The sequence below is a fragment of the Actinomadura chokoriensis genome (assembly GCF_039529475.1).
GTDB lineage: Bacteria > Actinomycetota > Actinomycetes > Streptosporangiales > Streptosporangiaceae > Spirillospora > Spirillospora bangladeshensis.
On the sequence record NZ_BAAAMW010000002.1, the window covers coordinates 741,403 to 767,915 of the forward strand.

Genomic DNA, 26,513 nt, shown 5'->3' on the forward strand with positions numbered 1-26,513 from the left:
ACCGGGTCCGGGCGCGGGCGCGGCGCCGATAACCTTGGGACATGCCCGATCCGCAACTCGTACTCGCCGCCCGGGTCCAGGCCGCCCTCAGCGCCGCCTTCGGACCGTCGTACGCGGACGCCGACCCGGTCATCCGGCCGTCGCAGTTCGCCGACCTTCAGGCCAACGTGGCGCTGCCGCTGGCCAAGAAGCTGGGCCGCAAGCCGCGAGACGTGGCCGACGAGATCGTCAAGAACCTCGACACCGCCGACGTCGTGTCGGACGTCCAGGTCAGCGGGCCGGGCTTCATCAACCTGACGCTCAGCGACGCGTGGATCGCCGCCGAGGCGCAGCGCGCCCTGGAGGACGAGCGGCTCGCCGTCCCCGCGGCGGAGCGGCCGCAGAAGGTCGTCGTCGAGTACTCCTCGCCGAACGTGGCGAAGGAGATGCACGTCGGCCACCTGCGGACCACGATCGTCGGCGACGCGATCGCCCGGATCCTCGCGTTCCTCGGGCACGACGTCGTCCGCGACAACCACGTCGGCGACTGGGGCACCCCGTTCGGCATGCTGATCGAGCACCTGCTCGACCTCGGCGAGGACGCCGCCGCGCGGGACGACTCGTCCGTCAGCGACCTGACCGCGTTCTACCAGGCCGCGCGGGAGAAGTTCGACGGCGACGAGGAGTTCGCCGACCGGTCCCGGCGGCGGGTCGTCGCCCTCCAGGCGGGCGACGCCGAGACGCTGCGGCTGTGGAACGTCCTCGTGGACGTGTCCAAGCGGTACTTCAACGCCGTCTACGGGCGGCTCGGCGTCACGCTCACCGACGACGACATCAAGGGCGAGAGCTTCTACAACGACCTGCTCGCCCCGACCGTCCGGGAACTCGAGGACAAGGGCATCGCGGTGATCAGCGACGGGGCGCTGTGCGCGTTCCCGCCCGGTTTCAAGGGCCGCGAGGGCGAGCCCCTACCGGTGATCATCCGCAAGAGCGACGGCGGCTACAACTACTCCACCACCGACCTCGCCACGATCCGGTACCGGGTCGACACCGAGCACGTCGACCGGATGATCTACGTGGTCGGCGCCCCGCAGTCACTGCACTTCCAGATGGTCTTCGCCGTCGCCCGGATGGCGGGCTGGCTGAACGACGAGGTGCAGGCCGACCACGCCCAGATCGGCAACGTCCTCGGCACCGACGGCAAGATCCTCCGCACCCGCGCAGGCGGCACCGTCAAACTCGCCGAACTCCTCGACGAGGCCGTCGAACGCGCCGGGACGGTCTTCGACGAGATCCAGCACGACGAGCCGTTCGACGACGAGACGCGGGCCGCGATCGTCCGGGACGTGGGCATGGGCGCGGTGAAGTACGCCGACCTGTCCGTCGCCAGGGACAGCGAGTACGTCTTCGACTTCGACCGGATGATCTCGTTCCACGGCAAGACCGGCCCCTACCTGCAGTACGCGGCGGCCCGGATCCGGTCGATCTTCCGCAAGGGCGGCGTCTCGGTCGAGGACGCGACCGGCCCGATCACGCTGGGCCACCCGGCCGAGCGTGCCCTCGCACTGGAACTGCTCGGTTTCGGTGCGGTCCTCAAGCAGGCCGGCGACACCGCCGAACCGCACCGGTTGGCGTCCTACATCTACGCGGTCGCCGACGCCTACACCACGTTCTACGAGAACTGCCCGGTCCTGAAGGCCCCCGACGAGCAGACGAAGGCGTCCCGCCTGGCGCTCTGCGCCGCAACGCTGCGCACCCTCGAAACCGGCCTGCACCTCCTCGGCGTCCCCACCCCCGAACGCATGTGAGGTCTGAACCCCAGCCACGGGAGCACGGGCAGGCACGCGGAGGGCGCTCTAGCGCCCGGAGCGGGCATGCCCGCCGAGCCGGGCGACCGCAGCGACACGCCACAAACCCGCACGGTCACAGCACACCAGAACCGTGGCGTGAGGATCGACCGGCTCGCAACGGGGGTTCCAGGGGGTCGCCCCCCTGGGCAGACACAGACTCGCGGACCGCGGGGACCACCTCCAGGGCGAAGACCGGAAGGTTCTCCGGGTCGCCGGCGTAGAGGAACGTGTCGACGCCGTGGCCGATCGCGAGTTCGGTGAGTTCGTAGACCCACTGGCGGGGCGGGCCGTGCAGGAAGCCGTGCGAGTCCGTCCCGTCCAGTTCGCCTTCGAGGATGTAGACGCGGCGGATGTCGGCGGGGTCGCGGCCGGCGCGTGCCGCGGCGTCGTCGAGGCGGCGGCGGCCGTCGGCGAGGCGCTTCGGCGGGACGCGCGAGGACGGTGCGATCCAGCCGTCGGCGACGCGGCCGGCGAGGTCGAGGCCGAGCGGGCCGGTGACGCCGAGCCAGATGCCGATCTGCCGGGTCGGCGGCGGGCCGGCCTGCGCGGCGGCGAACCGGTAGTGCTCGCCCTGGAAGCGGAGCCCGGTCTGGTCGCTCCAGTGCAGCCGGATGATCTGCACGGCCTCTTCGAGGGCGCGGCGGGCCGCGGCGGGGCCGAGGCGGGCGCCGCCGTAGGCTTCGATGCCGTCCGGGACGGCGCCCGCGCCGAGGCCGAGTTCGACGCGGCCGCCGCTCAGCCGGTCCATGGTCGCGATCGCCTTGGCGAGCGCGGCGGGCGGGCGCAGTGGCAGGCACGCCACGGCGGGCAGCGCCCGGATCCGGGACGTGCCGGCCAGCACCGCCGCCAGCACGGTGAGCGCGTCGGCGGTGTCGCGCCGGTACGGCTCGTCGCGGACGCCGAGGAGGTCGAGCCCGAACCGGTCCGCGTCCTGCGCGGTGCGCATCAGCGGGACGGACGAGTCCGGGGCGAGGCAGGCGCCGAACCGCAGCGGTCCGCGCGCCCGGGGCGCCGGGGTCACTGCAGGTAGCCTTCGACCTCGTCCGGCGGCCGGACGCCCGCGACCTGCCCCGGGTCCTCGCCGGCCTCCCGCCGGGCGCGGCGGCGGCGCAGCAGGTCCCAGCACTGGTCGAGGGCCGTCTCGAGTTCGGCCAGCCGCCGGTGCTCCTCCTCGCGCCCGAGCTCGTCGCGCTGGAACCGCTCGCGGAGCCGCTGCTCCTCGCCGACGTACTCGTCGATGCGCGCCAGGATGTCCTTCTCGTCCATCGGCCTTCAGCGCTCGCGGCCGGGGCCCGATGTGAGCCCGCTCAGGAACCCGCCCTCGGTGCCGGTGGAGTGCTGGAACGGCCTCGTCTTCGGCTCGACCATCGGGGGCGCGGGCGGCGGTGCCGCCGCGGCCGTCCTCGCCGGCTCCGCGGTCCGCCGGGCGGGTGCCCGCCGGGTCGCGGTGGACCGGGTGGACGTCCCCGATCTGGCGCTCGCGGTCGTGCGGGACGGCGTCGTCTTGCGGGCGGCCGTGGTCCGCGACTTGGGCGCGGTCGACTTCTTGGCCGCGCTGGACGGCTTCGACTTCGAGGCCGTGCCCGACGACCGGGTGGTCCGCGCCGTCGCCGTCGGCTTCGAGCGGCTCGACGCCGCGGAGGTCGACTTGCGGGACGACGTGCCCGCCTTCGACGTGCCCGCCTTCGAGGTGCCCGACTTGGACGAACTCGACTTCGACGTGCTCTTCGAGGTGCTCGCCTTCGACGAGGAGCTCTTGCTCGCGGGCGTGCTCTTCTTCGCGGTGCCGCTCTTCGCCGCCGACGACTTGGCGGTCGTGGTGATGACCTTGGCCGCGGCGTCCATCGCCTTCGCGGCGTCGGACATCGCCTTGGTGGCGCTGGTCATCGCCTTCGTCATCGCGGTCATGGCCTTGGCCGACGAGGACGCCTTGGTCGCCACCGACTTCATCTGGGTCGCGGCGGTCTTGGCCTGACTCGCGGCCTTGGTGACCCGGGACGCGGCGGCCGACGACGTCTTGCTCGACGCCGTCGACTTCTTCGCCGTGCTGCTCTTCGTCCCGGTCGACCTGCTCGTGGTCGATCGTGAGGACGAGCTCGCCGCCGACGTGCGCTTGGCCGCGGGCTTCCTGCCCGCGGCCGACCTGCTCGCCGTCGCCTTGCCCGTGGTGGACTTGCCCGTGGTGGACTTGGACGCTGATGTGCTCTTCGTACGACCGGCCGTACCTCGGCTCGTCGTCGTACGCGATGCGGTCTTGGTAGGCACTGATCTCCCCCCAGTGATGATCAGTTACGGGGAGATCTATTCCACACTTCGTGACCCTCTACACACGTTACGTCATATTGGCTTAGACGCCCACGGGGTGCCAGACGGTCTTCGTCTCCAGGAAAGCCGTCATTCGGGCGGTTCCGGGCTCGGCGTTCCAGTCGGCGTCCTGCGGGCGGAGGACGCGCTTCAGGTTCTCCGCGGCCTTCTCCTCCAGGCCGCGGACCTGGTCGTCCGGGACGCCGGCGAGGTCGACGGCGTTGACGTCCATGTGGGCGGCCAGCCACGGCGCGATCTCCGCGCGGAGCCCGGTGAGGACGTTCACCACCCCGCCCGGCAGGTCGGACGTCGCCAGCACCTCGGCGAGCGTGATCGACGCCAGCGGCGCCGGCTCGGACGCGACCACCACGGCCGTGTTGCCGGACACGATCGCGGGCGCCACGACCGACACCAGCCCCAGCAGCGGCGAGTCGGGCGCGACGACCGCGACGACACCGGTCGGCTCGGGCGTGGAGAAGTTGAAGAACGGCCCGGACACCGGGTTGGCGGCGCCCGCGACGGCGCTCAGCTTGTCGGCCCACCCCGCGTACCAGACCCACCGGTCGACGGCGGCGTCCACCTCGGCGCCCGCCGCGCTCTTGGATGCGCCGGTCTGCCGCAGCTCGTCCACGAACTGGTCGCGGCGGCCCTCCAGCATCTCTGCGACCCGGTACAGGATCTGGCCGCGGTTGTAGGCGGTGCGGCCGGACCAGCCGGGGAACGCCTTGCGCGCGGCCACGACGGCGTCGCGGGCGTCCTTGCGGGACGCCTGCGAGGCGTTGGCCAGGAAGCGGCCCTTGGCATCGGTGACCACGTACGACCTGCCGGACTCCGAGCGCGGGAAGGCGCCGCCGATGAACAGTTTGTAGGTCTTGCGGACCGTGAGACGGTCAGGCATTGAGGTAGGCCTCCAGTCCGTGGCGTCCGCCCTCGCGGCCGAACCCCGATTCCTTGTAGCCGCCGAACGGGGAGGCCGGATCGAACTTGTTGAACGTGTTGGCCCACACGACCCCGGCGCGCAGCTTCTGCGCCGTCCAGAGGATCTGCGAGCCCTTCTCCGTCCAGATGCCGGCGGACAGCCCGTAGGGAGTGTTGTTGGCCTTGGTGACGGCCTCGTCCGGGGTGCGGAACGTCAGCACCGACAGGACGGGCCCGAAGATCTCCTCGCGCGCGATCCGGTGCGACTGCGCCACCCCGGTGAAGATCGTCGGCGCGAACCAGAAGCCCTGGGACGGCAGGTCGCACGGCGCCGACCAGCGCTCGGCGCCCTCGCTCTCCCCGATCTCCGACAGCTCCTCGATCTTGGCGAGCTGCGCGGCGGAGTTGATCGCGCCGACGTCGGTGTTCTTGTCGAGCGGGTCGCCGACCCGCAGCGTCGCCATCCGGGCCTTCAGCCGCTCCAGCACCTCGTCCGCGACCGACTCCTGGACGAGGAGCCGCGAGCCCGCGCAGCACACGTGGCCCTGGTTGAAGAAGATCCCGTTGACGATGCCCTCGACGGCCTGGTCGAGCGCGGCGTCCGCGTAGACGATGTTGGCGGCCTTGCCGCCGAGTTCGAGGGTGAGCTTCGTGTCCGTCCCGGCGAGGGTGCGGGCGATCTGCCGTCCCACCTCGGTGGAGCCGGTGAAGGCGACCTTGTCGATCCCCTCGTGCGCGACGAGCGCCCGGCCGGTCTCACCGGCACCGGTGATGATGTTGACGACGCCGGGCGGCAGCTCGGCCTGCCGGCAGATGTCGGCGAACAGCAGCGCGGTCAGCGGCGTCGTCTCGGCGGGCTTGAGGACGACCGTGTTGCCGCAGGCCAGCGCCGGGGCGATCTTCCAGGCGAGCATCAGCAGCGGGAAGTTCCACGGGATCACCTGGCCGACCACGCCGACCGGCTTCGGGTCGGGCCCGAACCCGGCGTGGGGCAGCTTGTCGGCCCATCCCGCGTAGTAGAAGAACCAGGCGGCGACCAGCGGCACGTCGACGTCCCGCGACTCGCGGATCGGCTTGCCGTTGTCGATCGACTCCAGCACCGCCAGTTCCCGCGCCCGCTCCTGGATGATCCGGGCGATGCGGTACAGGTACTTGGCGCGCTCGCGGCCGGGCATCGGCCCCCACACCTTGTCGAACGCGGTGCGGGCGGCCTTCACGGCCCGGTCGACATCGCCCTCGTCGGCGCAGGCGATGTCGGCGAGGACGCTCTCGTCCGCCGGGTTGACCGACTTGAACGGCTCGCCGTGCCCGTCGGTGAACTCGCCGTTCACGAACAGCCCGTAGGAGGCGCGAATGTCGACGACCGCCCGCGACTCGGGCGCCGGCGCGTACTCGAAAACCATGATCCTCAGTCCAGCGTGAAGTAGTCGGGACCGGAGTAGACGCCGGTGGCCAGCTTGCGGCGCTGCATCAGCAGATCGTTCAGCACGCTGGACGCGCCGAGCCGGAACCACCGCGGCGTCAGCCAGTCGGGGCCGGCGGTCTCGTTGACCAGCACCAGGTACTTGATCGCGTCCTTGGTCGTCCGGATGCCGCCGGCCGGCTTCACGCCGACCTGCCGCCCGGTGGCCGCGCGGTAGTCGCGGACGGCCTCCAGCATCACCAGCGTGACCGGCAGCGTCGCCGCCGGCGACACCTTGCCGGTGGAGGTCTTGATGAAGTCGGCCCCGGCCCGCATCGCCAGCCAGGAGGCCCGCCGGACGTTGTCGTAGGTCGCCAGCTCGCCGGTCTCCAGGATCACCTTGAGGTGGGCGTCCCCGCAGGCGTCCTTGACCGCGGTGATCTCGTCGAACACCTTGGCGTAGTCGCCGGACAGGAACGCGCCCCGGTCGATCACCATGTCGATCTCGGCGGCGCCCGCCGCGACCGCCGCCCTCGTGTCGGCGAGCTTGGCCTCCATCGGGGCGCGTCCGGCCGGGAACGCCGTCGCGACGCTCGCGACTCCGATGCCCGTCCCGGCGAGGGCCTTGACGGCGACCTCGACCATGTCCGAGTAGACGCACACCGCCGCGACCTTGGGCACCGACGCGTCGGCCGGATCGGGCTGCGCGGCCTTGGCGCACAGGGCCCGCACCTTCCCCGGCGTGTCCGCGCCTTCCAGGGTGGTCAGGTCCACCATCGAGATCGCGAGGTCGATCGCCTCGGCCTTCGCGGTCGTCTTGATCGACCGGGTGGCCAGCCGCGCGGCCCGCTCCTCGGCCCCCACCCGGTCGACGCCCGGCAGGCCGTGCAGGAAGGCGCGCAGCTCGGCGGCACCGTTCAGAGTCTCCGTTGACACTCCCACAGCATCGCCGAACTACGTCCCCGGTACAAAACAGACACCTAACGAAGCGGTGTCGTCGTCCAATTCTTCGGGTCGGCGCCGAGCGGCGTGACCCGCCTGAACAGCCCGGTCAGCCCGCCACCGGCCTCAAGCCGCCGCAGCGGCTCGCCCCTCGCATCGATGCCGATGTCGAACCCGCGCACCCCGAAGACGCGCAGAATCCGCGCCTTCGACGGCGGCACCCGGCCGATCGCGGGCCCGGAATGCGGGAGTCCGGTGTCGAACGCGGGATGCCCGTCGATCGTCGTGTTCGGTTTCGAACGGTTCCTGACCAGCTCGCCGGCCGGGCTCACCGAGATCATCAGCTCGTCGTCCTTCCCGGGGCCACCGAGCGCGAACATGGCCTCCGGCCCGGCGCCGGCCCACACCCGTCCGACCTCCAGACCGCCCGGGACCCCGGTGACCCGCACCGGGAACGCCAGCGGCACGCCGCCGCCGAACCGCACCCCCGCCGCGATGCGCCGGACGGTCGCCGCGTTCGCGATACCGCGGTCGTCGACCGCCAGCAGCGCCCACGTCCTCGGCCGGTACTCCCACCGGAACTCCGCCCCCACCTGGTCCGATCCCGGCCCGCCCGGCTTGATCGACCAGTAGGCGGGGCGCCCGTTCACCGGCGCCGCCTTCGTCAGGTGCCCCTTCCGGGCCCCTGGCAGCAGCGGTAGGCCCGGCTTCACTCCGGGAGGGAGCAGGGTCAGCTCGATCGACAGGTTCCCCGGCCCCCGCCCGGCGTTCACCGTGTAGGCGGGACGGCTCCCGCCGTCCTGCGTGACCCGCGTCCGGACGAATCCGGCGGGCAGCCACCCGAACACCGCCTTCTCCGTCAGCAGGTTCGGGTACTTCGACGGCTCCACGACCTTGTCGGGACGCTCGTCCTGGGACGGCTGCAGGACCACGCCCCCCGCCACCACCGCCACGGCCCCGGCGGCCATTAGGGCGACCACTGCCCTCCGCCTGCGCCTGACGCGGCGCCCCTTGGCCACGGCCGCCGCGATGTCCACGGCCGGCGCCGGGCCCGGGCTCGCGGCGAGACGCTCCAACCCGTCCTTGAGGTCGTTCATACCGGCTTCTCCCCCTCCGCGAACTCGGGCTCCAGCACACGCCGCAGCGCGTCGAGGCCACGCGCGGTCTGGCTCTTGACCGTCCCGGCGGAGCACCCCAGCACATCGGCGCTCTGCTCCACCGACAGGTCGCAGTAGAACCTCAGCACCACGGCGGCCCGCTGCCGCGGCGGCAAGGCCGCGAGCGCCGTCCGCAGGTCCACGCCGCCCGCGTGGTCCATGGGCTCGGCGACCGCGTCGGGCGTCCGCTCGACGACCCGGACCCGCTGCCACCACCCGCCCCGCTGCTCGGCCAGGAACACCCGGACCAGCACCGTCCGCGCATACCCGTCGACGTTGTCGGCCGCCGCCGCCCGTCGCCAGTGCACGTACAACCGCGTGATCGCGGACTGCACCAGGTCGTCCGCCCGATGCCAGTCCTGGCACAGCAGGTAGGCGACCCGCCGTAACCACCCCATCCGCGCCGTCACATAAGCGGTGAACTCCTCGTCCCGCCCCGCCATCCGCACACCCCTCACCTGGCCCACACATCCCTGATGCGGCGAACCGGGCAAAAGGTTGCACGCATCGGCCACCGAGTACACCGGGCCGGGCCGTCGGGCGTCCCACCAGCGACGACGGAGGTGGGCGATGGGGTTCGGGTTCCGCGTGGGCGTGCCGGGGATGAGCGTGCGGGTGTCGAGCCGGGGCGTGCGGACGTCCGTCGGTCCCCGCGCCGCACGCGTCCATGTCGGCGGCGGGCGCAGGACGACCGTCTCCAGCGGCATGGGCCCGTTCTTCGCCTCGACCTCCGTGGGCGGCTCGCGGCGCCGTTCCACGGCGAAACGCCCCTCCCGTCCCCGCAACGTCGGCCCGACCCCCGCCCAACTCGAACGGGCCCGCCGCCAGGCCGAACGCGCCGAGCAGGAGGCGCAGCGGGACGCGGCGATCGCGCACCTTGAGGAACTTCGCCGCCAGACGACCAGCGTCCACCTCCAGACGTTTCCGCAGGCCCAACCGCCTTTCGTGCCGCCTCCGCCGCAACTGGCACTCCCCTGGGCCATGGCGGAGGCCCAGGCGTTCCACCTCGCGGGCATCGGCCGCTTCGCCCGCGCCGACCGCGCCGCCGCCCGCCACGCCGCCGAGCAGGACGCGCCCGCCTACCTGGCCGCCGAGCAGGCCCGCCTCAACGAGATCCACCGGCAGTTGCGCGCGGCCGCCGACGAGTGGTGGCGGGCCCTCAACGGCAACGACGAGGACACCGTCTGCGAAGCGGTCAACACGGCCTTCTCCGACAATCCGGCCGCCGGCAGCGCGGTCGGTCTCGCCGGGACGGTCCTGTCGATCGTGATGCGCCAACCCGATCTGGACGCGCTCCCGACCCAGGCACCGGGCGTGACCTCTTCCGGCCGTCCCACCTTGAAGACGATGACGAAGCGCGATCGCCTGCTGTGGTGGCTCACGTCCATGGGCTCCAACATCATCGCCACCCTCAACGAGGCGTTCGCGACCGCGCCCGGCATCACTGCGATCGACCTCGCCGTCCTGACCCGTATGCCCGACACGCAGCGCCTGGGAATCGTCGCCTACGGCCACTGGACGCGCGAGGCCGTCGCCTCCGTCCCGTGGCGCCGCCCAGAAGACGCACTGCGCTTCCTGGACATTGCCGACGACGTCGACTGCTCCGTGCGCACGACGGCGTCCGGCAACCTCTCAACCGCCATCAAGCCCCTGGACACCGCCAAGATCCCGGGCTTGGAGGCCCTCCTCGCCCAGATCGAGGACGTCCCGGAAGCACCATCGGAACCCACCGCACCGCCCCTGGCCGACCAGTACGCCGTCCGCCCGTTCGCCGAGTGGAAGCAGACGATCGCATCCGCGCCCCCGCTCCAAGCTCCACCGCCACCCTGGTCCCAACCCGCGCCCGCCTTCCCGCCGCCGCAGCAACCCGCGGCACCGTACCCAGGCGCACCTCAACCGGGCATGGCACAAGGGCCGAACATGCAGGTCGCCCCACCCATTGAACTCGCGCAAGGGCAGACGCTCGTGTTGCCCGAGGAGGCGCTGCAAGGGCTGCTGATCACGTTCGCGTTCGCCGGGGCGGACGCCGACCTGACGCTCCTCCTGCTCAACGCGTCCGGCAAGGTACGAGCCGACGAGGACTTCGTCTTCTACCACCAGCCCGCCGCGGCCGGTGGCGCAGCACGCCTGCTGGGAAAGCAGCCCGAGGGCCAAGGCATGACCGAGCGCGCCGGCCTGCACCTGTCCGCGCTGCCACCGGACGTCCACCGCGTGGCAATCTCAATCAACATGGACGTCGACACGGGCCTGACCTGCGCCGCCCTCACCCACGCGGCACTGGACCTACGCTGCATCACCGGCACGACCTGGACGTTCCGCCCACCGCAAGACCCAGCCATTCGCGCCATGCTGATGGCCGAGTTCTACCGCCACACCATCAACGGACAACCCGTCTGGAAGCTACGCGCCCTCGGCCAAGGCTGGTCAGACGGCCTAGGCGGCCTAGCCCGCGACCACGGCGTCAACGTGACCTGACCCGCGCCCCCAGGACGTCAGCCCCACTCCCGGTGCGCGAACAGGCGGTGTTTGAGGACGAGGTCCAGCGATTCGGCAGCCGCCTTGGCATCGCCGCAGGGACGGACGAACCCGTCCCGCCCGTTGCCGGCCTCGAAGTAACCCCACGCCTCGCCCGGCAACGCCCGCACCGTGACAACGGCGCCGATGTCATGGACGTGCCCGCTGGCGTACACCCACAACAACGGCACCGGAAACCGGAACTCGCGCCGGTCATACAGCCCGACGCACCGCCACCCCAGCGGCAGCAGCGCGACTCGCAGGACCTCCAACCGCCGCACCGCCGCCTCATGGCCGACCAGCGTCCGCGCCTCCAGCACCAGCCGCCACCGGCCGGCCGCCCGCACCAACCCGCGCACCGCGCCCTCCGTCAGATCATCGAGGACGTGGAGGCCACCGTCGACGCCCGCATGGCCCGGCAGCAGGTACCGAGCTGGGACAGGCCACCCGAACTGCGGGCGCTGATCAATGAGTCGGCACTCGATCAGCCTGTCGGCGGACCGGAGGTCATGAAAGAACAGCTCGCGCACCTCATCGCACTCAGCCACCGGCGCAACGTCATCCTGCGCGTCGTGCGCCGCAGCGTCGGCGCGCACATCGGCCTCGACGGCCGATTCACGATCCTCGACGGGGCGAGGGGTTCAGCGGCCTACATGGAAGCCAATGCCGGTGGCAGACTGACCCACGACCCGACTGGGCTGGACGACTTCGAGCGGCGCTTCGACCTCATCGGCTCCGAGGGCGTCGTCCGCGTCCACCTCACGTGCTCACATCGCACAGATCATGGAGGCCATGCAGTGATCGAGTGGCGCAAGTCCAGCCGGAGCAACGCGTCCGGCAGCGAGTGCGTCGAGGTCGCGGCGCTCGCCGACGGGTGCGGCATCAGAGACAGCAAGGCACCCGACGCCGGGCACTTGACCCTCACCACCGCCGCCTTCACCCAGCTCCTCACTCGCATCAAGCAGGACTAGCCGAGCCCCGGTATCCGACGAAAGTAGGGGGTGGGGGCACTTCGGTTGTAGGGGCGGCAGTCTTCTGGGCGATGCCGGGTCCTTGCTGGCGGATCCATTCTTGAGGTCCGTTGAGTGAGGAGGACGCGTGCCTTACGGCTATCTGATCAGTACGGTGCTCGCCGCTGGTGTCACGGCGGTGGCGCTTGCGCCGCCGCGCAGGCCCCGGAGGCTGGTCGACATCGGGTTCCGGATCAGTACGGTGCCCAACGAGCTGCCGTTCCTGGTGTTCTTTCTGGTGCTCGCCTCGACGCTGCTCGCTGTGGGGCAGCGGGATCTCGGGTCGCCGGGTGCGTTGGCTGTGCTCGGGCTCGCCGTCCTGACCGCTGCTGGGCTGGCGGTCATCGTGCGGCGGCAGTTGGCGGCCGGGCCTGTTCTGGACGATGCCCTGCGCGACGGGCTCGGGGACGGGTGGCGCGCGGAGTTGGATTCTGGGCTGGCGAGCGGGTTGCGTCGGCGGCTTCCGTACGGTCGTGTCCTGCTCGGGGTGCACGTCCGGCGTCGGGACGTCGAGCGGATCGCCGACCTTCGGTACGGCGATGACCGTCGCCACCGGCTGGACGTCTACCGCCACCGTTCCGCGCCCAAGGGCGGGCCGGTGCTCGTCTACTTCCATGGCGGCGGCTACTTCAGCGGGCGCAAGAACCGCGAGGCCCGGCCGCTGCTCTATCGGCTGGCTAGCCAGGGGTGGGTGTGCGTCAGCGCGAACTACCGGCTGCGGCCCGATGCCGGGTTTCTCGACCACCTGACCGACGCCAAGAGGGTCCTCGCCTGGACGCGTGAGCACGGGCACGAATACGGCGCCGACACCGGCATGCTCGTGATGGCGGGCAGTTCCGCCGGGGCCCATCTGACCTCGCTGTGCGCGCTCACCCAGAACGACCCCGCCTACCAGCCGGGCTTCGAGTCGGCTGATACGTCCATCACCGCCGCCGTGTGCCTGTACGGGTACTTCGGCGACTACTACGGGCACGATGAAGCGGACGGTACTTCGCCGGTCGCTCACGTGCGAGCCGATGCGCCGCCTTTCCTCGTCGTGCACGGCGACGCCGACACGCTCGTCCCCGTGCGGGAGGCGCGCCACTTCGCCGATGCCCTGCGCGGCGCCTCGGAAGCCCCGGTCGTATACGCCGAACTGCCCGGCGGACAGCACGCGTTCGACCTGTTCCACTCGCTCCGCTTCGACCAGGTCGTGGACGCCGTCGAGTCGTTCACCGCCTGGGTCAGGTCCCGCCCCGCCGCCGACGCGCCCGCCGAGCAGCCGGGACGTTGTCTCCAACCGCCATCCGCATAGCCGATATCGCCACCGACCAGTCGGTCCGTCGCCTGGACGGGCCGGCGGTCGGCGCTGCGGGACGCGGTCACCGGGTCGTCAGCGGCGGACGGGCGGTCAGCGCGGGACGAGTCTGAGCGTGGTGTCCCTGGGGCCGGGGCGGGTCATCGGCTCGGCGTAGGGAGTGCTCCCGTACTTGGCCATGTAAGCGGCGTCGACCTGTTCGTTCACGGACGGGTCGGCCTCGTCGACGAACGCCACGTCCCTGGTCGCGCCGTCGGCCCGGATCTGGCCCCGGTGGGTGCCCTCGGCAGTCCGGTACCAGTGGCCGCCCGGGCCGTTGACCGAGCGCACGTACATCTCCTCGCCGCTGCGGACGATCCAGATCGTGGTCGGGTTCCGCAGCGTGCCGTCGCTCTCTTCAGGCGCGATCTGTATCTCGTCGGCGCCGCCGAGGCGGTCCAGGTCGTCCTTGCTCCATGTCGTCATGCCGGTGTCATGCCCCGCTGGACGACCTCATGCGTGACGCCCTCTGGGCCTCTGCGGCATCGGCCTCCACTGGACGCGCCGCCGCCTCTCCTAGGAGCCGTCCACCGCCACCGGCGCACCGTCCAGCGGACGCGCCGGTGCCTTCGGCTTCGCCCCGTCCCGGTCAGAAGCGGAAAGTTTCGACAAAATCGGAGAGGAACGCGGGGTCGCCTTCCACGCGGACACTCCCGTCGGCCAGCACCTCCTCGGGCCCTTGGCACCGGTCATGAGGGCGTGGACGCCCTGGTCGGTCAGCCGCTCGATGACCAGGTCCGGCGCGGGATGCGGCCCGACGCCGACCGTCAGCGTCCCATCGGTGATCTGCAGGCGGAGGGTGAAGTCACCCATGCGGACCTCGTAACCGACCGTGGTGCCCCGGGCGGCCTCCGGCCGGTAGGTGGTGCGGAAGGCCATGGCCACCGACTCGGCCGTGATGATCTCGCGCCGTCGGCATCGGAGCGCTTCGGGCGACGGCGTCCCCAGCCATCGGCCCGGGTGCTGGCCGAGCGGCTCGGCGTCGAGCCGCTGCCCTTCCCAGGCGACCACCAGGATCTGGCGCTCGACGCCGGCACCAGCGCCGAGAAGATCCACACGACCTCCGCATCAGTGGAACGGAGCATCAGCGCATGAGCACACCGGCCAAGGGCAGCCCCGCCGGCTTTTTCCCCACGATCGAGAAGAAGTACGGGCGTCCGGTCCAGGAGTGGATCGACCTCATCAACGCCTCTCCCCTGGCCAAGCACATGGACCGCGTCGGCCGGCTGAAGACCGGGCACGGCCTCGGGCACGGACACGCCAACGCACTGGTCTCCCACACTCTCGCCGCACGGAGGTAGGGGTCAGCCGGGGAGCGTCAGCGCACGCTGGATGCGGTCGGCGGTGGCATGGAGCCGGTGGGCCGACCGCTCGATCCGCGGGAGTCTGGCCGGGCGGCAGGAGATGGCCAGGGCCCCGACGGCGGACCCGGTCGCGTCCGTGACCGGGACGGCGGCGCAGCCGGTGCCGAGGGCGTACTCCTCGCGGTCGAACCGCAGGGCCGCGGACGTCGCGAGCGAGCGCAGCAGGCGTCCCGGTTCGGTGATGGTGTGCGGGGTCAGGTCGACGAGGGGATGCCGGGACAGGTAGTCGCGGCGGGTCTCCTCGTCGAACTGGCTCAGCACGCACTTGCCCAACGCGGTCGCGTGCGCGGCGTCCTCGAAGCCGACCCAGACGTCGACGCGGGGCGTGCGCGGGCCGTCGGCGATGTCGATGAGGCGGATCTCGTCGTCCACGTGCATGCCGAAATAGGAGGCGACGCCGAGTTCGTCCCGCAGTTCGACGAGGGTGGGACGGAGCCGGGCCAGGAGCTGCTGCGTCCGGCTCCGCCCGTGCAGGGCCTCGACGCGCTCGCCGAGCAGCCACGCGCCGTCCGGCAGCCGGGTCGCGTAGCCCTCGTGGGCCAGGGTGCGCAGCAGGTGGTAGGCGGTGGCGAGCGGCAGGCCGGCCTCGCGGGCGAGCTGCTTGGCGGGCGCGCCGCTCGGATGCGACGCCACCGCCTCCATGAGCCGCAGGGCGCGCTGCACCGAGGCGATGAGCGTCGGTCTGCGTGCCTCACCCATGACGCGCGGCGAACCCCTCCGGCCCGGGCCGGCCGGGCCTCGGTCGGCTCTGCGTCCATTGGACCACTCCCGGACGCCCGCCGAGCGCCGGTTTCCCGATCCGGCCACGCTCCCCCGCCCGGACGGGGTTTCCCTGCGGCCATGGTTTCCCGGCCCGACCTCGGGAAATGCGATCAGCATGAGCCAGCAGACCCAGACGCACGTCGACGAGCGGACGGCCAGGAAGGTCGCCGAAGAGGCACGCGAGACCGAGTGGCGGCTGCCGAGCTTCGGCAAGCAGCTCTTCCTCGGCGACTTCCGGCTCGACCTGATCCACCCGCATCCGCGGCCGGAGGGCGAGAACCGGCGCAAGGGCGAGGAGTTCCTCGCCCGGCTGACCGAGTTCTGCGCCACCCGCGTCGACGGGGCGCTGATCGAGCGCGAGGCGCGCATCCCGGACGAGGTCATCGCCGGGCTGCGCGACCTCGGCGCGCTCGGCATGAAGATCCCGGAGAAGTACGGCGGTCTCGGGCTCAGCCAGCTGTACTACGGCCGGGCGCTGATGGTCGTCGGGTCGGTGTCGCCGGCGCTCGGCGCGCTGCTGTCGGCGCACCAGTCCATCGGCGTCCCGCAGCCGGTGAAGCAGTTCGGCACGCCGGAGCAGAAGGACGAGTGGCTGCCGCGCTGCGCCCGGCAGGTCAGCGCGTTCCTGCTGACCGAGCCCGACGTCGGCTCCGACCCGGCGCGGCTGCGCGCCAGTGCCGTCCCGGACGGCGACGACTACGTCCTGAACGGCGTCAAGCTGTGGACGACGAACGGCGTCATCGCCGACCTCGTCGTGGTGATGGCGCGCGTCCCGAAGGCGGGCGGGCACCGCGGCGGCATCTCGGCGTTCGTCGTCGACATGAACACGCCCGGCATCACGGTCGAGAACCGCAACGCGTTCATGGGGCTGCGCGGCATCGAGAACGGCGTGACGCGGTTCCACGACGTCCGGGTGCCGAAGGCGAACCTGATCGGCGCGGAGGGCGCCGGCCTGAAGATCGCCCTCACCACGCTGAACACCGGGCGGCTGTCGCTGCCCGCGATGTGCGCGGCGAGCGGCAAGTGGGCCGCCAAGATCGCCCGCGAGTGGTCGCGGGAGCGGGTGCAGTGGGGCCGGCCGGTCGGCGAGCACGAGGCGGTGTCCCGCAAGATCGCGTTCATCGCGGCGACCGCGTACGCGATGGAGGCGATGCTCGACCTGTCCAGCCAGCTCGCGGATGACGAGCGCAACGACATCCGCATCGAGGCGGCCCTCGCGAAGCTGTGGGCGTCGGAGATGGCCTGCCGGGTCGGCGACGAGCTGATGCAGGTGCGCGGCGGCCGCGGCTACGAGACCGCCGAGTCGCTCGCGGCGCGCGGCGAGCGCGGCGTGCCGGTGGAGCAGCTGGTGCGCGACCTGCGCATCAACCGGATCTTCGAGGGCTCCACCGAGATCATGCACCTGCTGATCGCCCGCGAGGCCGTGGACGCGCACCTGTCGGTGGCCGGCGACATCATCGACCCGGACGCGTCCACCGGGCAGAAGGCGCGGGCCGCGGCGAAGGCGGGCGGGTTCTACGCGCGCTGGCTGCCGACGCTCGTCACCGGCGCCGGGCAGCGGCCGGGCTCCTACACCGAGTTCGGGCCGCTCGCCAAGCACCTGCGGTACGTCGAGCGGGCGTCCCGCAAGCTGGCCCGCTCGATCTTCTACGCGGCCGGGCGCTGGCAGGGCGGCCTGGAGCGCAAGCAGGGCTTCCTCGGCCGGATGGTCGACATCGGCGCCGAGCTGTACGCGATGAGCGCGGTCTGCGTCCGCGCCCACGCCGACGCCTCGGCCGCCGGCGGCGTCGCGGGCGGCGCGCCCGGAAAGTCGGCGCTGCTGCTCGCCGACGCGTTCTGCAAGCAGGCGCGCGTCCGCGTCGAGGAGCTGTTCGACGGGCTGTGGCGCAACACCGACGCGATGGACGTGAAGCTGGCGCGGGCCGTCCTCGCCGGCGACTTCTCCTGGGTGGAGGAGGGCGTCCTCGACCCGTCCATCCCGGGGCCGTGGATCGCGCCGTCCGAGCCGGGCGCGAGCGAGAAGGAGTCGGTGCACCGCACGATCGGCTGACCAGCCGACACGCGGCGGGGACGGGCGCTGCACGGCCCCTGCGCGGTCACTGCGCGGTCACTGGGGGCCGTGCGGCGTACACGCATGGATAGACTGACCCGACCTTCGTGCCTGAGATCGGACGCGCCCCGAGCGGGCCGGCTCTTCGATCCGGCGAACGAGAAGCCGAACGCAAACGCACCCAGCGAGCGGGAAGTATGCAGTCACCAGGTCAGAAGAAGTCCATCGCAGGCGCCCTCCTCAAGCTCCTCGGCAGCGGTCCGAAGAAGACCGCGCCGGCCCCCGGGCCCGCGCCCGACGGGGAGATCGTCCAGCCGGCCGCCGGGGAGGGCGCGCTGGAGAACCACCTGGGCGGGGACGAGGCCCGCAACTACCGCAAGTACGAGTACGACACGATCGCCCCGCACGTGGGCCGGTCCATGCTGGAGGTCGGCTCCGGCCTCGGGCACTTCTCCGAGCAGTTCGCCGGACGCCTCGACTACCTCGTCGTCAGCGACAACGACCCGTACTGCGTCGGCGAGCTGCGCAAGCGCTACGACGGCAACGACGACGTCGAGGTCATCGACCTGGCCCTGCCGGCCGACATCGACATCCGGCAGAAGGTCGACACGGTCGTGATGATGAACGTCCTGGAGCACATCAAGGACGACGTCCAGGCGCTGCGCGACCTCGCCGCCGTCACCGAGCCCGGCGGCCGCATCGTCATCTGGGTGCCGGGCTACATGCAGCTCTACGGCGACTTCGACCGCAAGGTCGGGCACGTCACCCGGTACACGCCGGCGACGCTGGAGGCGTCGGTCCGGGAGGCGGGGCTCGTCCCCGAGGTGCTGAAGCCGATCAACTTCCTCGGCGGCATCGCCTGGTGGTTCGCGGTCCGCCGCGGCGGCGCCGGCTACCCCGACCCGAAGCTCGTCAAGATCTACGACCGGACGGTCGTGCCGCTGACCCGCACCATCGAGCGCGTGGTCCGGCCCCCGTTCGGGCAGACCGTCATCTGCGTCGCGCGCGTCCCGCGCTGACCAGTGCTCGGACGACGGTGACGGGTCACGGAACACGGCCCGTCACCGTCGATTTTTTCTCTCGCCCGCAACGGTATGTCCCGCGCGCCTTCGCGGCCCCGCGCCCACGACACTGGGCAGTGGCCGGACGGGTCGCGGACCGCCTCTCCGGATGGAGAAGCACCGCCTGCTTCCGCGGGACGCTCCCCGGACGGCCGGCCACGTAGTTCCCGTGTGGTCCGACGGTTCGGGGCGGGGGACCCGGGAGGGGAGGTCCCCCGCCGCGAATCACGCCGGTGTCCTCGGGGCGGCGAAGAGCGCGAGGCGGTGGGCGGTGGCGGCCGCCTCGCCGCGGCTTGCCACGTCCAGCTTGCCGAGGATGTTCGACACGTGGACGCTGGCGGTTTTCACCGAGATGAACAGCGCCTCGGCGATGTCGCGGTTGCTGCGCCCCTCGGCGACCAGCCGGAGCACCTCGAACTCGCGGGGCGTCAGCCCGAGCGGCGCCGAGGCGTCGCCTCGGCGCGGCGCCCGGGTGCGGCGCCGCAGGTCGGCGGCCCGTTCGGCGAGCCGCCTCGCGCCGAGGCCCGCGGCCAGGTCGTCGGCGGTGCCCAGCGCGGACGCCGCCGCGTCGTGGTCGCCGCTCGCGAGCGCGGCCTCGGCGAACCGGAGCAGCGCCCCCGCCCGGTAGTAGGGGTTGCCGAGCCCCTCCCACGCGGTGGCGGCCTCGTCCCAGGCGGCCGGGTCGAGGACGCCGCGGGCGCGGGCCAGCTCGGCGGCGAACGTGAGGCGGTGCGCGCGCTGGAGGGGCCCGGTGGAGCGGAGCCCGGCGGCGCGCTCCTCGATCCGCCGCAGCTCACCGGCGGCGGCGCCGCCGACTTCCGCGCACGCCGCGGCGCCCGCAGTCAGGACGGGCCACGCGTAGCGGGCGTCGTCGGGCAGACCCGGATGGTCGAGGACGAGGCGCACCGCGTCCAGCGCGGCGTCGGGACGCCCCTCCGCCAGCGCGAGGTTCGCCTCCAGCCACAGCGTGCTGAAGTAGTCCTGCGTCTTCAGCCACGTGACCTTGAGCTTCTTGATCTCGCTGGACATGCCGAGCCGCTGCCGCGCGGTCGCCAGGTCGCCGCGGGCCAGCGCCACCCACCCGGTCAGGACGAGCAGGCAGGTCCGGGTGGTGATGGCCGGGTCCTGCTCCAGGGCTTGGTTCATCACGGCCATGGCCTCGTCCCACCGGCCGAGGGAGACCAGCGGTTCGGCCTGGTTGATGCACAGGAACGTGCCCTGGGTGCGGGCCACCCCGTACTCGCGGGCCAGTTCCTTGCCGTGCGCGGCGACGGCGGCGGCCTCGGCGTGCCGTCCGACGCCCTCCAGGAAATGCGACTTGATCACGTGGTAGCGGAGCAGCACCGGATGGTTGCCGGCCCGGTCGGCGGCGGCCTCGACCTCGGCGAGGCCCTCCTCCCACCCGTAGTCGAGGTCGGCGCAGAACAGGGTGATGAGCGCCTCGGCCTCGGCGACCGGGTCGCCGAGCTTGCGCGCGATCTCCAGGGACTCCTGCGCCGCGTCGCGCGCCTCGGCGATGCCGGAGGTGATGCGCACGTAGTTGGCGAGCGTCGACAGGGCCCTGGCGCGCAGCACGGTCGGCGGGTCGGCCGGCAGCACCCGCACCGCCTCGCGCAGGTCTTCGACGAAGCCGGGGCGCACCATCTGGTTCCGCATGCGCCCGCGCAGCACCAGCAGCATCGCCCGGCGGTCGTCGTCGCGCCCGCCGTCGGCCGGCTCGATCTCCTTGAGCGCGGCGGTGACGAGCTTGATGCCGCGGTCGTACTCGCCGGCCTGGTCGGCGGCGGTCGCGGCGTCCACGAGCACCTTGGCGTAGTCGGCGCCGATGCGCTCCACGGCGTCGGGGACGCGCTCCCAGAGCTGGAGGACGCGTTCGAGCATCGCGAGGCACTCGGCGTAGGCGAGCGCTTTGCGCGCCTCACCGGCGGCGCGCCAGGACGCGACGAGCGCCCACGTGCTGTTGTGGGCCTGCTTCCAGTGGTAGCTCAGCTCGACCCACAACCGCCCTGCGGGGACGAGCGACGGGTCGTTCTCCAGGGTCTCGGCGTAGCGCGTATGGAGCCGCGTGTGCTCGCCCGGCAGCAGGTCGTCGTGGACGGCCTCGCGGATCAGCGCATGCCGGAACGCGTAGCCGTCACCGTCGACGACGAGGACGTTGGCGGCGACGGCGGGACGCAGCACGCGGGTGAGCGCGGCGTCGTCGAGCCCGGACACGGCGGCGAGCAGCGCGTGCTCGATGCGCGTACTGCCGCCGCTGGCGTCGCGCAGGACGTCCTGCGTCTCCTCGGGGAGCCGCTGCACGCCGGCGAGCAGCAGGTCGCGCAGCGATTCGGGCAGCTCGCACGCCAGCTCGCCGTCGTCGTCGAGCAGCGTCTCGATGAACAGCGGGTTGCCCTCGCTGCGGGCCTCGATCCGCTCGACGAGCCCCGGCGGCGGGCTGTGGCCGAGCAGCTGGGCGACGAGCGCGGACACGTCCGCGCGGGTCAGCTTGCCGATCTCCACCCGGCGGACGCGTTCGAGCCGCTCCAGCCCGGCGAGCAGCTGCCGCAGCGGATGGGTGCGGTGCAGCTCGTCCGTCCGGTAGGTCAGGACGATCAGGACGGGCCCGCCGCCGAGGTTGCGCACCAGGAAGGCGAGCAGGTCGCGGGTGGAGCGGTCGGCCCAGTGCGCGTCCTCGATGGCCAGCACGACCGGGCCCTTCTCGGCCAGCCGCTCCAGCAGCGTCAGCACGACCTCGAACAGGCGGGCGCGCTCCTCCCCCGACGCGGCGTCCGACTCCGGCTCCCCGAACTCGGGCAGCAGCCGCGCGAGGCTGCCGGTGTCACCGCGCGGGACGAGCTCGGCGATCCCCTCGATGCCGATGTCGCGCACGAGGCCCCGCAGGACGGTCGTGAACGGCGCGAACGGCAGGCCGTCGGAGCCGAGCTCCAGGCAGCCTCCGACGAGGACGTTCGCCTGCCCCTCGACGGACCGGGCGAACTCCCTGATCAGGCGCGTTTTGCCGAGCCCCGCGTCGCCGCCGACGAGTACGGCCCCGGGTGCGGCGGCGAGTGCGTCCCGCAGCTCCCCCAGCTCCACCGCCCTGCCGACCAGAACCGGACTCATCGCACGCACGTTCACGTCACAAGCATGCCAAACGGGTACGGCAATCCCACCTGAATTTCACTGCGTGAGACGCCAGGACTGGCCCTTGTGCTCGTCCAACGCGGCGACGGCCCCCTCGGGGAGCGGCGGGTGGACGCTCATCCGCACGGGCCCCTCCTCCTGGATTCTGCGCTGCTTGAAGTGGTCGAGGCCGAGCATCTCGGCGTGCGACAGCAGGGGTGCCACGGGGGCGCCGGCGGCGGTCAGCCGCTCGATGGCCTCCGCCATCGTGAGCTTCGCCACTGCGGTGGCCACGGCCCCGTCCAGCTCGCCGATCCGCCCGAGCCGCTCCATGAACGGGACGCCGGCGTGCTCCTCGATGCCGAGCGCGCGGCAGGACGCCGCCCACAGCCGCTCCTCCGACACGACGCCGAGCGTGATCTTCCGGCCGTCCTTCGTCGGGTAGACGCCGTAGCCGGGGACGGGCCCCGCGCCCGACCGGTGCGTCGCCTCCGGGACGGTGCCGACCCAGTGCGCGAGGACGTCCGCCATGCCGAGGTCGATGCGGTCGCCGACCCCGGTCGCGCGGGCCTTGAGCACGGCGGCGGTGATCGCGAACGCGGCCATCGTGGCGGCCGACATGTCGGCGATCGGAAGCTCGTCGGCCTCCGGGGACACGGCGTCGGGCGCGAGCGAAGCGGCATATGCCCGGTAGTTGATGTCATGCCCGGGAACGTCGCGCAGCGGCCCCTCCGCCCCGTATCCGGAGATGGAGCAGTAGACGAGCCGCGGATTGAGTCCCCGCAGCACCTCGTGCCCGACGCCCAGCCGCTCGGCCACACCGGGCCTGAACCCTTCGACGAACACCTCGGCGCTCTCGGCCAGGCCCATGAGCGTCGCCCGCCCGTCCGACGACTTGAGGTCGAGCACCATGCTGCGCTTGTGCCGGTTGAGGACGTCGAAATGGTCGCCGAACATCCGCATCGGCTCCCCGCCGGGCGGCTCCACCTTGATCACATCGGCGCCGAGCTGCGCGAGCAGCTGCGTCGCGTACGGCCCGGGCCGCCACATCGTCAGATCGAGAACCCGCAGTCCGTCCAACGGCGCCATGGAACTCCCTCACTCGGCGAGCCGACGCCCACACCGTGCCGCCCACCCCCGCACCTCGTCAAGCGAGCGCTTGGTCACCACCCCGACGCGCGCGCACGGCCGGACTGTTGACTCGATGTCCAACGCGGGAGAGGCTGGCCGGGCAGCAGGGAGAGGTGACGCCATGCGCTTCGGACTCTTCTATGAGCACCAGCTTCCGCGGCCGTGGGACGCCGGGGAGGAGTTGAAGCTCTACCAGGACGCGCTCGATCAGGTGGAGATCGCCGACCGGGTGGGGTTCGACTACCTGTGGGCAGTGGAACATCACTTCCTGGAGGAGTACTCGCATTCGTCCGCGCCCGAGGTGTTCCTGGCCGCCGCGTCGCAGCGGACGAAGCGGATCCGGCTCGGGCACGGGATCGTCCAGTTGCCGTCGGCGGTCAACCATCCGGCGCGGATCGCCGAGCGCATCGCGACGCTGGACCTCGTGTCGAACGGGCGGGTCGACTTCGGGACGGGCGAGGCGAGTTCCAGCGCCGAACTCGGCGGGTTCGGGGTGCGGCGCTCCGAGAAGCGCGCCCAGTGGCAGGACGCCATCGACGCCATCACCAGGATGTTCGTCGAGGAGCCGTTCGCCGGATGGTCGTCCGAATACATCCAGATGCCGCCGCGGAACGTGCTGCCGAAGACCGTGCAGAGGCCGCATCCGCCGCTGTGGGTGGCGTGCTCGCGGCGGGAGACGATCCAGTTCGCGGCGCGCAACGGGATCGGCGCGCTGTCGTTCTCGTTCGTGGAACCCGAGGACGCCGGGAAATGGGTGGACGAGTACTACCGCATACTCGCCTCCGACGAATGTGTTCCGGCGGGCTTCGCGGTGAATCCGAACGTGTCGGTGGTACTGCCGATGATGCTGCACGAGGACGAGGCGACGGCCATCGACCGGGGCATCGACGGCGCGCATTTCTTCGCGTACGCGCTCGCGCATTACTACGGCCCCACGCCGCACGACCCCGGGCGCACGAACGTGTGGGACGAATTCGCGGAGCGCAGGGAGGCCCGCGGGTTCTCGCGCGAGCAGATCATCGCGAACGCCGGGACGCTGAACGTCAACGTCGGCTCGCTGCGCGGCGCCGTCGGGACGCCCGCGCAGGTCATCGACCTGATCTGGCGGTACGAGGCGGTCGGCGTCGACCAGATCTCGTTCGTCCTGCAGTCGGGGCCGAACGAGCACGAGCACATCTGCGAGTCGCTCGAACTGTTCGGGACGGCCGTCCTGCCGCATTTCACGGAAGGGCGCGAGGAGCGCGAGGCCGCCAAGGCGGAACGGCTCGCCCCCGCCATCGAGGCCGCCCTCGCCCGCCGCGATCCCGCCCGGACGGCGCCGCCCGATTACCGCATCGACGAGGAGGCGGAGGTCGCCCGCGCGAGCCGTTCGCGTCGCCCGTTGCGCGAGGAGGTCCGGGCCGCGAGCCGGAGACGGTTCCGGCAGGGCTTCTACAAACTCGTCCACGGCCGGACGGACGAGCAGATCGAGCGCCGTTTCGGCCCCAGCGCGCAGCGCCTGTTCTTCGCCGGAATGGCGCGCGCCTACGACCCGTCCGCCGCGGGCGGTTTCACGGGCGAGCTGGAGTTCCACCTGACCCGCACCACATGGACGCTCGTCCTCGGCAAGAACCGGGCCCGCGCCCATCCCGGACCGGCCGGCGACCCCGCCCTCACCCTCATCGTGAAAACGGCGGATTTCCTGCGGATCCTCGCCGGCGACGCCAACCCGGCCACCCTGCTCATGGACGGCCGCCTGGAACTGCGCGGCAGCTTCGACCTGGCGCCGCGGCTCAGCGAGATGTTCGGCGGCCCGTCCCCGTACTGAGGCTGGTGGTGGCCGTGGTCCCCCGATGACCACGGCCACCACATAGTCAGACGTCCACACCCCCCGCAAGAGTTCGCGCCCCGGCGAAAAACCTCGATCAGACCCACCGGCGATGCCGTACCGTCACGGAGTGTTCTCCCTCCAGGAACCCCCGCTGTTCACCCGTTTGAAGAAGGCCCAGCGCGTCCTCGTCGCGGGCGCGGGCGGCGGATTCGACGTCTACGCAGGTCTGCCCCTGGCCCTCTCCCTCATGGACGACGGCAAGGACGTCCACCTGGCGAACCTGTCGTTCAGCTCGCTCTACGGCCTGCCGTCCGACTCATGGCTGGAGACGGACGTCGCCGCGGTGACGCCGGACACCCCCAGCCGCGACGACTACTTCCCCGAGGGCGCGCTCGCCCGCTGGCTCGACGCCCACGGCCTCCCGTCCACCGTCTACGCGTTCCCCAAGCTGGGCGTGCAGCCGCTCCGCGAGGCGTACCAGTACCTGGCCGACCGCCTGGGCCTGGACGCGATCGTCCTCGTGGACGGCGGCACGGACATCCTGATGCGCGGCGACGAGTCCGGCCTGGGCACACCCGAGGAGGACATGGCGAGCCTCGCCGCCGTCCACGGCCTGGACGTCCCCGAGAAGATCGTCGTCTGCCTGGGTTTCGGCGTGGACGCCTACCACGGCGTGAACCACACCGACGTCCTGGAGAACCTCGCCGCCCTGGCCGACGACGGCTCCTACCTCGGCGCCCTCTCCATCCCGCGCGACAGCCGCGAGGCCCTCCTCTACCTGGACGCCGTCGAGCACGCGCGGGCGGCGACGCCGTCGTACCCGAGCATCGTGAACGGCTCGATCGCCGCCGCCGTCCGCGGCCAGTTCGGCGACGTCCACTTCACCAGCCGGACGCGCGGCAGTGAACTGTTCATCAACCCGCTGATGGCGATGTACTTCGCCGTCGACCTGGACGGCCTCGCCCGCCGCTCCCTCTACCTCGACCGGCTGGAGGGCACGCGGGTCATCCGCCAGATCAGCTCGGTCATCGCGTCCTTCCGCGACGGGATCCGTCCTCGTCCGCCCCGCCAGTACCCGCACTGATGGACGGCCGTCCGGCGATGACGTCGCTCAGCCGGTCGCCGAACCGCTGAACGGGCCGCCGGTACCGCCGCTCGCGCACCACCGCCCGCCGCTCCTTCCGCGACCCGGGCGGGTACCTCCGCCGCGCCCACGGCGAGTCGGGCCGGGCCAGCCGGACGGCCCCCACGATGGCGACCACACCGACGAACACGCCGATGAGCCCCGTCCAGAGCTTGCCCTTGAGCAGCGCGACGACGGCCACGCACAGGTCGAACACGATGACGGCGACGATCACCCACAGCCCGTCCCCCGCCACGTCGTTCACGCCCAGGGGCTTCAGGCCGAGCAGGAGGAGGCCGCACAGCGCGATCGTGATGAACACGACCTCCACCGACAGGCGGCCCTGTTCGCTCCAGTAGACGTCCTCCAGGTGCAGGACGAGGGCGAACTCGTCCAGCACCAGTGCCATTCCGACCCCGAACACGGCCGCCGCCGCCACCGCCAGCCCGGACGAGCCGTCCTGGACGACGAGCCCGCTCACCCCGCCGACGCACATGAACACCAGGCCGAACACCACGTGGTGGATGTGCTGCCCGCCCGGCGTGACGTTTCCCGGCCACCACCGCACCTGCCGCCGGATCATCCGCACGCTGAACCGGATGAACAGGAACCCCCCGATGAAAGCCACCAGGAAGCAGAACAGCCGGAGCCGCCCCGTGTCCGCGATCTCCCGCGTGAACCAGTCCCCCACACCG

At 71.9% G+C, this 26,513-nt stretch carries 24 protein-coding genes; 10 read left to right on the forward strand and 14 right to left on the reverse strand.

What is annotated here, in order from left to right; all coding sequences use genetic code 11:
- Positions 1–41 precede the first annotated feature (41 nt).
- Positions 42–1,787: an arginine--tRNA ligase gene (argS, locus tag ABFX46_RS07590; protein WP_346040611.1), complete on the forward strand. Its 1,746-nt coding sequence runs from the start codon at positions 42–44 to the stop codon at positions 1,785–1,787.
- Positions 1,788–1,902: 115 nt separating this feature from the next.
- On the opposite strand, the gene ABFX46_RS07595 is transcribed toward argS, so the two are convergent.
- Positions 1,903–2,850 carry an LLM class flavin-dependent oxidoreductase gene (locus ABFX46_RS07595; RefSeq protein WP_346040612.1) on the reverse strand — a complete coding sequence of 316 codons (948 nt, stop codon included), beginning with the start codon at positions 2,848–2,850 and terminating at the stop codon, positions 1,903–1,905.
- Entirely contained in the window at positions 2,847–3,095 is a 249-nt protein-coding gene (locus ABFX46_RS07600) for a DUF2630 family protein (RefSeq protein WP_346040613.1), read from the reverse strand. Before ABFX46_RS07600 ends, ABFX46_RS07595 begins: the two co-directional genes overlap by 4 nt.
- Positions 3,096–3,126: 31 nt before the next feature.
- Here ABFX46_RS07600 and ABFX46_RS07605 point away from each other — a divergent pair, with 31 nt between their 5' ends.
- Positions 3,127–3,804 carry a hypothetical protein gene (locus ABFX46_RS07605; RefSeq protein WP_346040614.1) on the forward strand — a complete coding sequence of 226 codons (678 nt, stop codon included), beginning with the start codon at positions 3,127–3,129 and terminating at the stop codon, positions 3,802–3,804.
- 372 nt (positions 3,805–4,176) lie between these two features.
- Here the strand turns inward: ABFX46_RS07605 and ABFX46_RS07610 are convergent, their stop codons facing one another.
- From ABFX46_RS07610 to ABFX46_RS07630, 5 genes are read right to left on the reverse strand one after another with little or no spacing between them, the layout of a single operon-like run.
- Complete coding sequence (locus ABFX46_RS07610) at positions 4,177–5,031, reverse strand: aldehyde dehydrogenase family protein (protein ID WP_346040615.1); 855 nt, start codon at positions 5,029–5,031, stop codon at positions 4,177–4,179.
- Complete coding sequence (locus tag ABFX46_RS07615; RefSeq protein ID WP_346040616.1) at positions 5,024–6,454, reverse strand: aldehyde dehydrogenase family protein; 1,431 nt, start codon at positions 6,452–6,454, stop codon at positions 5,024–5,026. The genes ABFX46_RS07610 and ABFX46_RS07615 overlap by 8 nt, the downstream gene beginning before the upstream one ends.
- Positions 6,455–6,459: 5 nt before the next feature.
- On the reverse strand, positions 6,460–7,389 hold the full coding sequence (gene deoC, locus ABFX46_RS07620) for a deoxyribose-phosphate aldolase (RefSeq protein WP_346040617.1): 930 nt from the start codon (positions 7,387–7,389) through the stop codon (positions 6,460–6,462).
- A 44-nt stretch (positions 7,390–7,433) separates the two neighbouring features.
- Positions 7,434–8,492, reverse strand: coding sequence for a hypothetical protein (locus ABFX46_RS07625; protein WP_346040618.1), 1,059 nt, complete (start codon positions 8,490–8,492; stop codon positions 7,434–7,436).
- Complete coding sequence (locus tag ABFX46_RS07630; protein ID WP_346040619.1) at positions 8,489–8,995, reverse strand: SigE family RNA polymerase sigma factor; 507 nt, start codon at positions 8,993–8,995, stop codon at positions 8,489–8,491. The genes ABFX46_RS07625 and ABFX46_RS07630 overlap by 4 nt, the downstream gene beginning before the upstream one ends.
- A 127-nt stretch (positions 8,996–9,122) precedes the next feature.
- Between ABFX46_RS07630 and ABFX46_RS07635 the strand changes: the two genes are divergently transcribed.
- A complete protein-coding gene (locus ABFX46_RS07635) occupies positions 9,123–11,027 on the forward strand; it encodes a TerD family protein (RefSeq protein ID WP_346040620.1) in 1,905 nt (634 codons plus the stop codon).
- Positions 11,028–11,044: 17 nt separating this feature from the next.
- Here ABFX46_RS07635 and ABFX46_RS07640 read toward each other — a convergent pair whose 3' ends face one another.
- Entirely contained in the window at positions 11,045–11,425 is a 381-nt protein-coding gene (locus ABFX46_RS07640) for a hypothetical protein (protein ID WP_346040621.1), read from the reverse strand.
- On the opposite strand from ABFX46_RS07640, the gene ABFX46_RS07645 reads away from it, so the two are divergent.
- Positions 11,357–12,037 carry a Scr1 family TA system antitoxin-like transcriptional regulator gene (locus ABFX46_RS07645; RefSeq protein ID WP_487046961.1) on the forward strand — a complete coding sequence of 227 codons (681 nt, stop codon included), beginning with the start codon at positions 11,357–11,359 and terminating at the stop codon, positions 12,035–12,037. The genes ABFX46_RS07640 and ABFX46_RS07645 overlap by 69 nt on opposite strands.
- A 127-nt stretch (positions 12,038–12,164) precedes the next feature.
- Positions 12,165–13,370: an alpha/beta hydrolase gene (locus ABFX46_RS07650; RefSeq protein WP_346040623.1), complete on the forward strand. Its 1,206-nt coding sequence runs from the start codon at positions 12,165–12,167 to the stop codon at positions 13,368–13,370.
- Between the two features lie 96 nt (positions 13,371–13,466).
- Here the strand turns inward: ABFX46_RS07650 and ABFX46_RS07655 are convergent, their stop codons facing one another.
- Both ABFX46_RS07655 and ABFX46_RS07660 read right to left on the reverse strand, forming a co-directional pair.
- Positions 13,467–13,838, reverse strand: coding sequence for a DUF2255 family protein (locus tag ABFX46_RS07655; protein WP_346040624.1), 372 nt, complete (start codon positions 13,836–13,838; stop codon positions 13,467–13,469).
- Between the two features lie 90 nt (positions 13,839–13,928).
- Positions 13,929–14,468, reverse strand: coding sequence for a hypothetical protein (locus ABFX46_RS07660; RefSeq protein ID WP_346040625.1), 540 nt, complete (start codon positions 14,466–14,468; stop codon positions 13,929–13,931).
- A gap of 35 nt (positions 14,469–14,503) precedes the next feature.
- On the opposite strand from ABFX46_RS07660, the gene ABFX46_RS07665 reads away from it, so the two are divergent.
- Positions 14,504–14,713, forward strand: a complete 210-nt coding sequence (locus ABFX46_RS07665) for a DUF4287 domain-containing protein (RefSeq protein WP_346040626.1) — start codon at positions 14,504–14,506, stop codon at positions 14,711–14,713.
- 3 nt (positions 14,714–14,716) lie between these two features.
- Here the strand turns inward: ABFX46_RS07665 and ABFX46_RS07670 are convergent, their stop codons facing one another.
- Positions 14,717–15,475 carry an IclR family transcriptional regulator gene (locus ABFX46_RS07670; RefSeq protein ID WP_346040627.1) on the reverse strand — a complete coding sequence of 253 codons (759 nt, stop codon included), beginning with the start codon at positions 15,473–15,475 and terminating at the stop codon, positions 14,717–14,719.
- A 178-nt stretch (positions 15,476–15,653) separates the two neighbouring features.
- On the opposite strand from ABFX46_RS07670, the gene ABFX46_RS07675 reads away from it, so the two are divergent.
- Both ABFX46_RS07675 and ABFX46_RS07680 read left to right on the forward strand, forming a co-directional pair.
- Positions 15,654–17,588 (forward strand): acyl-CoA dehydrogenase family protein, encoded by a 1,935-nt coding sequence (locus ABFX46_RS07675; RefSeq protein ID WP_346040628.1) that lies wholly within the window; start codon positions 15,654–15,656, stop codon positions 17,586–17,588.
- 197 nt (positions 17,589–17,785) lie between these two features.
- On the forward strand, positions 17,786–18,607 hold the full coding sequence (locus ABFX46_RS07680; RefSeq protein ID WP_346040629.1) for a class I SAM-dependent methyltransferase: 822 nt from the start codon (positions 17,786–17,788) through the stop codon (positions 18,605–18,607).
- A gap of 267 nt (positions 18,608–18,874) precedes the next feature.
- Here ABFX46_RS07680 and ABFX46_RS07685 read toward each other — a convergent pair whose 3' ends face one another.
- On the reverse strand, positions 18,875–21,754 hold the full coding sequence (locus ABFX46_RS07685; RefSeq protein ID WP_346040630.1) for a helix-turn-helix transcriptional regulator: 2,880 nt from the start codon (positions 21,752–21,754) through the stop codon (positions 18,875–18,877).
- 57 nt (positions 21,755–21,811) lie between these two features.
- Entirely contained in the window at positions 21,812–22,843 is a 1,032-nt protein-coding gene (locus ABFX46_RS07690; RefSeq protein WP_346040631.1) for a CaiB/BaiF CoA transferase family protein, read from the reverse strand.
- Positions 22,844–23,006: 163 nt separating this feature from the next.
- Here ABFX46_RS07690 and ABFX46_RS07695 point away from each other — a divergent pair, with 163 nt between their 5' ends.
- Together ABFX46_RS07695 and ABFX46_RS07700 are read left to right on the forward strand one after the other, a co-directional pair.
- Positions 23,007–24,692, forward strand: a complete 1,686-nt coding sequence (locus tag ABFX46_RS07695) for an LLM class flavin-dependent oxidoreductase (RefSeq protein WP_346040632.1) — start codon at positions 23,007–23,009, stop codon at positions 24,690–24,692.
- 130 nt (positions 24,693–24,822) lie between these two features.
- Positions 24,823–25,779: a DUF1152 domain-containing protein gene (locus tag ABFX46_RS07700; RefSeq protein WP_346040633.1), complete on the forward strand. Its 957-nt coding sequence runs from the start codon at positions 24,823–24,825 to the stop codon at positions 25,777–25,779.
- Here the strand turns inward: ABFX46_RS07700 and ABFX46_RS07705 are convergent.
- On the reverse strand, positions 25,721–26,509 hold the full coding sequence (locus tag ABFX46_RS07705; RefSeq protein WP_346040634.1) for a hypothetical protein: 789 nt from the start codon (positions 26,507–26,509) through the stop codon (positions 25,721–25,723). The two genes, ABFX46_RS07700 and ABFX46_RS07705, sit on opposite strands and share 59 nt — an antisense overlap.
- Between the last annotated feature and the right edge of the window lie 4 nt (positions 26,510–26,513).